The organism is Micrococcus sp. ACRRV, from assembly GCF_022346985.1.
In the GTDB taxonomy this organism is placed as follows: Bacteria; Actinomycetota; Actinomycetes; order Actinomycetales; family Micrococcaceae; genus Micrococcus; species Micrococcus porci.
In genome coordinates this window covers 1-3,713 of record NZ_JAKRNH010000159.1, presented here as the reverse complement: position 1 = coordinate 3,713, position 3,713 = coordinate 1, and the positions used below count along the sequence as shown (strand labels likewise).

Here is a 3,713-nt window from a genome sequence, read left to right as displayed (position 1 = left end):
GGCCCCGCCCTGCTGCCCGCGGAGCACGCCGCCCGCCTGGCCGCGGTGTTCAAGGCCCTGGCCGACCCCACCCGCGTACGCGTCCTGGCCCACGTGGCCGCCTCTCCCGAGGGCACCGTCTGCGCCTGCCACCTGCCGGAGCCCCTGGGCATCAGCCAGCCCACGCTCTCCCACCACCTCAAGACCCTCACCGCCGCCGGGCTCGTCACCCGCGAGCAGCGCGGCCGGTGGGCCCACTACACGGCCGTCCCCGCCGCACTCGACGCCGCCCACGCGTTCCTGACCGACCCCGCCGGGGCCTGACCCGAGGAGGGCGGCCGACGTACGCTGGCGGGACCGCCAGCCGCCGCACGCACCGAGGAGGTCATGTCATGGACGAGGCACGCCCCGCCGTCGACCGCACCGGACCGTCGCCGTCCACGGGTCCGCTGCCGCGCATCGGCGAGCACGTGGGAATCCTCGCGCACGGGGCCGCGGAGTTGCGTCGCGTCTTCGGTCCCGCCCTCGGCGAGGAGACCGTGGACCGGATCGTCGCGGAGTCCGCGGCCGGGCTCTCCCCCGCTGCCGCCGACCCGGCGCACCGGGAGTCGATCGCCGTGCGCTTCGCCCAGGACCGTCTGGCCTCGCTGGCGGACGCACGGGGGGTGACCCGCTCGGGCGTGCCCCACGTGCTGTTCGTGTGCGTGCAGAACGCCGGCCGGTCCCAGCTGGCCGCGGCACTGCTCGCCGAGCGCGCCGGGGACGCGGTGCGCGTGAGCTCCGCCGGCTCGCAGCCCGCCGGCCGGATCCACGGGAACGTGCAGCCCGTGCTCACGGCGCACGGCGCGGACCCGGCCCGGACCTTCCCCAAGCCCATCACGGAGGAGGTCCTCGCGTCCGCGGACTACGTGATCACCATGGGCTGCGGGGACGACTGCCCCGTCCGGCCGGGACAGGACGCGCGGGACTGGCCCGTGGGGGACCCCGCCGAGGTGGACTGGGACCGCCTCCAGGAGATCGTCGCGGACATCGAGGTCCGCGTGGACGCGCTCTGGCGGGAGATCAGCGGGGCCTGAGTCCCGCCCCTCAGGCGCGGCGGCCCAGGCGGCCCAGCAGGCGGACCTGGCGGGGGGCGTCGTCGGCCACGGGGACCGGGTCCGCGAGGATGCCCGGCTGGTAGGCCTGCTCGCCGAAGCTGTCCAGGGCGCGCTCGATCCTGTCCATCTCCTCGTCGGTCCACTGCTCGTCCCGGCCCTGGGAGCGTGCCAGGTCCCAGCGGTGCACCAGCAGGTCGAACCCGTGGAAGTGAAGGAGGGCCTCGCCCACGGTCATGTCGCCGGTGGCGGTGTGCAGAGACTGCATGATGAAGGTCTCGTCGCCGGCAAGGGCGGTGACGGCGGAGGCGTGCTTGACCCACTGGGTCCACAGCTCGTTGCGGGAGCCGTCGAACACCGGGATCTCGCGGCCCTGGCGCGCGGCGAAGTCCCGCTCGGCCACCACCACGTGGTCCAGCAGGTCCTGGGCGCTCCAGCCCTTGCAGGGGGTGGAGGCGTCCCAGTCCTCGACCGCGCGGACCACGTCGGTGAAGGGCTCGACGCAGTCCATCCAGTACTGCTCGACGTCGGTCTGCGTGCTCATGGGGCTCCTCCTGGGGGCGCCGGGATGAGGCGGCGCGGCTCGGTGCGGGTGCGGATGCACCGGTCATTGTCCCCCGCGCAGGACGGCGCGGGCCAGTCGCGCCGGACGCCCGGTTCCAGGGCCCGCGGGCGGGCGGCGACGACGCCGGCGCCCCGTCAGGAGGAGGGGCTCGCCGAGGGTGCGCCGGAGGAGGCGGCCGCGCGCTCCTCCGGCGGCACGTAGCTCGGGGCGTGGATGCTCTCCGGGCGGGCCGGGTCGAGCACGGAGTCCACGTCCATGAACTCGTCGAGCACCGGCCGGGAGCCGTCCTTCGCCCCCGCGAGGGAGATGCCGTCCACGTTGATGCGGGAGCCGCGGTAGTAGCCCGGCTCCAGCTGGCCCCAGGCCTTGGAGGAGCCGTCCACCAGGAAGAAGGAGCGGAAGCCCAGGGAGCGCAGGTACTCGTACTCCGGGCCGGAGTACTTCTCGATGCCCGCGATGTCCGCGCCGAACGGGTAGATCAGCATGTCCGTGGGGCCGACGATCGGCTGGACGTCCTCGATCCAGCGCTCGCAGTCCTCCTTGAGGTCGGCGAGGGACATCTGGGCCATGGAGCGGTGCGACCAGGAGTGGGAGGCGAACTCCCAGCCGGTCTCCTTCATGGCGGCCACCACCTCCTTGGCGGTGGCGACGGCCTCGTCCAGCTCCGGACCCTCCGGATACATGGTCGGCGAGGAGCGGTAGCCGAGCACGCCGTTGTACCCGGTGAGGGCGAGGACGCCCTTGGCGCCGTTGAGCGTGAAGTCGGGGTGGTCGCGCACGAAGTCGTCGAGGATCGGCACCAGGTCGTTCGCGCCGATCGTCGTCTTCCCTTCCTGGTCGGTGTACTCGGTGCGCACCCGGCCGGAGTCGTCCACGAGCAGGCGGGTGGCGAACCCGTCGCCCTCCATGTACTCGTAGTAGGAGCAGTCGTCCAGGGAGATGATCAGCGGGGTCCGGTTCTCCGGGACCATCAGCGTCCTCGCCCGCACGACGTCGTCCCGGCCGACCTCATAGAGCTCGTGCGGGGAGACGAGCACGTAGCCCAGCGCCCACAGCTGCGGGAGGATCCGCTCGAACTCGGCCTGGGTGACCATGTAGTTCAGGTAGCCGTCGGACTCGCCGTGCACATGGAACGCCTTCTCCGGGTCCACCACCAGCGAGTGGAAGAACAGGTGCGGGACCTTCGCCACGTCCTTCCAGGCCACGGGCTTCCCCGCGGGCTCCGGCGCGGAGGAGATCACGGGGCGGGTGGAGGACGGGCTCGGCGCCGCGGAGGACGACGCCGCCTCCGACGACGACCCGCCGCCCGCCGAGGGGGCGGCCCCGTCCTGCGCGGGCGCGCAGGCGGCCAGCAGCCCGGCGCCCAGCAGGGCCGAGCCGCCGAAGATCACATGCCGTCGCGAGTACTCCACTGGTCTGCCTCCATCGTCGATTCGATCCACTCCATGGTGACCCTCGAGGGGGTCCGCGGGCCAGCATGGGCGGCTTCACGATTCGGTCACGGGCGGCCGCCGACGGCGCCTCCTCCCAGGTCAGAGCGTGATCAGCCGGACGTTGTCCCGCTCGGGGCGGCCGCCCACCAGGAACGTGCGCGAGCCGACGGTGCGGAACCCGACCCGCTCGTAGAACGCGTTGGCCCGGTGGTTCTCCTCGGACGTGCCCAGCCAGGCGTGGGTCAGCCCCCGCACCCGCAGCGCGTCGAGGCCCGCCGCCATCAGGGCGGCCGCGGCACCCGTGCCGCGCGCCTCGCGCACCACGTACAGCTTGGACAGGCAGCCGACGGCGGCGCCCTCCCCCAGCACGGCGGTCACCGCGGGCTCCTCCTCGGGGGCGAGCTCGGCCATGACGTACCCGAGGAGGCGGCCGGCGTCGTCGCGCCCGGCGGGTGCCTCCGCCAGGTGCACGGCGTGCCCCGGCCCCGCGACCCAGCCCCCGATCACCTCGGCGTTGAGGCTGCTCGCGATGTGCTCGTCCTTGGCCTCCTGCGAGGTGGTGGGAGGGCACGCGTCCGGGAAGGTCTCCGCCGCCACGCGCACCAGGGCGGGGACGTCGGCGGGCGTGGCGGGGGCGCCCGC

Annotated in this window: 5 protein-coding genes; 2 read left to right on the top strand and 3 right to left on the bottom strand. The window is 74.0% G+C overall.

Features of this window, described 5'->3' with window-relative positions; genetic code table 11:
• Positions 1-9 precede the first annotated feature (9 nt).
• Both MHY29_RS11585 and MHY29_RS11580 read left to right on the top strand, forming a co-directional pair.
• Positions 10-303, top strand: coding sequence for a helix-turn-helix transcriptional regulator (locus tag MHY29_RS11585; RefSeq protein WP_239241376.1), 294 nt, complete (start codon positions 10-12; stop codon positions 301-303).
• Between the two features lie 68 nt (positions 304-371).
• On the top strand, positions 372-1,055 hold the full coding sequence (locus MHY29_RS11580; protein ID WP_239241374.1) for a low molecular weight phosphatase family protein: 684 nt from the start codon (positions 372-374) through the stop codon (positions 1,053-1,055).
• A gap of 10 nt (positions 1,056-1,065) precedes the next feature.
• Here the strand turns inward: MHY29_RS11580 and MHY29_RS12405 are convergent, their stop codons facing one another.
• From MHY29_RS12405 to MHY29_RS11565, 3 genes are all read right to left on the bottom strand, one after another.
• The gene (locus MHY29_RS12405; RefSeq protein ID WP_224356076.1) at positions 1,066-1,617 is read right to left on the bottom strand and encodes a maleylpyruvate isomerase N-terminal domain-containing protein; all 552 of its coding nucleotides are present in this window, start codon (positions 1,615-1,617) and stop codon (positions 1,066-1,068) included.
• 155 nt (positions 1,618-1,772) lie between these two features.
• Positions 1,773-3,050, bottom strand: a complete 1,278-nt coding sequence (locus tag MHY29_RS11570) for a polysaccharide deacetylase family protein (protein ID WP_239241365.1) — start codon at positions 3,048-3,050, stop codon at positions 1,773-1,775.
• 120 nt (positions 3,051-3,170) lie between these two features.
• Positions 3,171-3,713: GNAT family N-acetyltransferase (locus MHY29_RS11565; protein ID WP_239241363.1), on the bottom strand; the 543-nt coding region annotated here is incomplete at its 5' end.

What these genes read in the sequence shown, in the direction of transcription:
- MHY29_RS11580 (WP_239241374.1), top strand. Translation starts at nt 372, where the DNA reads ATGGACGAGGCACGCCCCGCCGTCGACCGCACCGGACCGTCGCCGTCC.
- MHY29_RS12405 (WP_224356076.1), bottom strand. Translation starts at nt 1,617, where the DNA reads ATGAGCACGCAGACCGACGTCGAGCAGTACTGGATGGACTGCGTCGAG.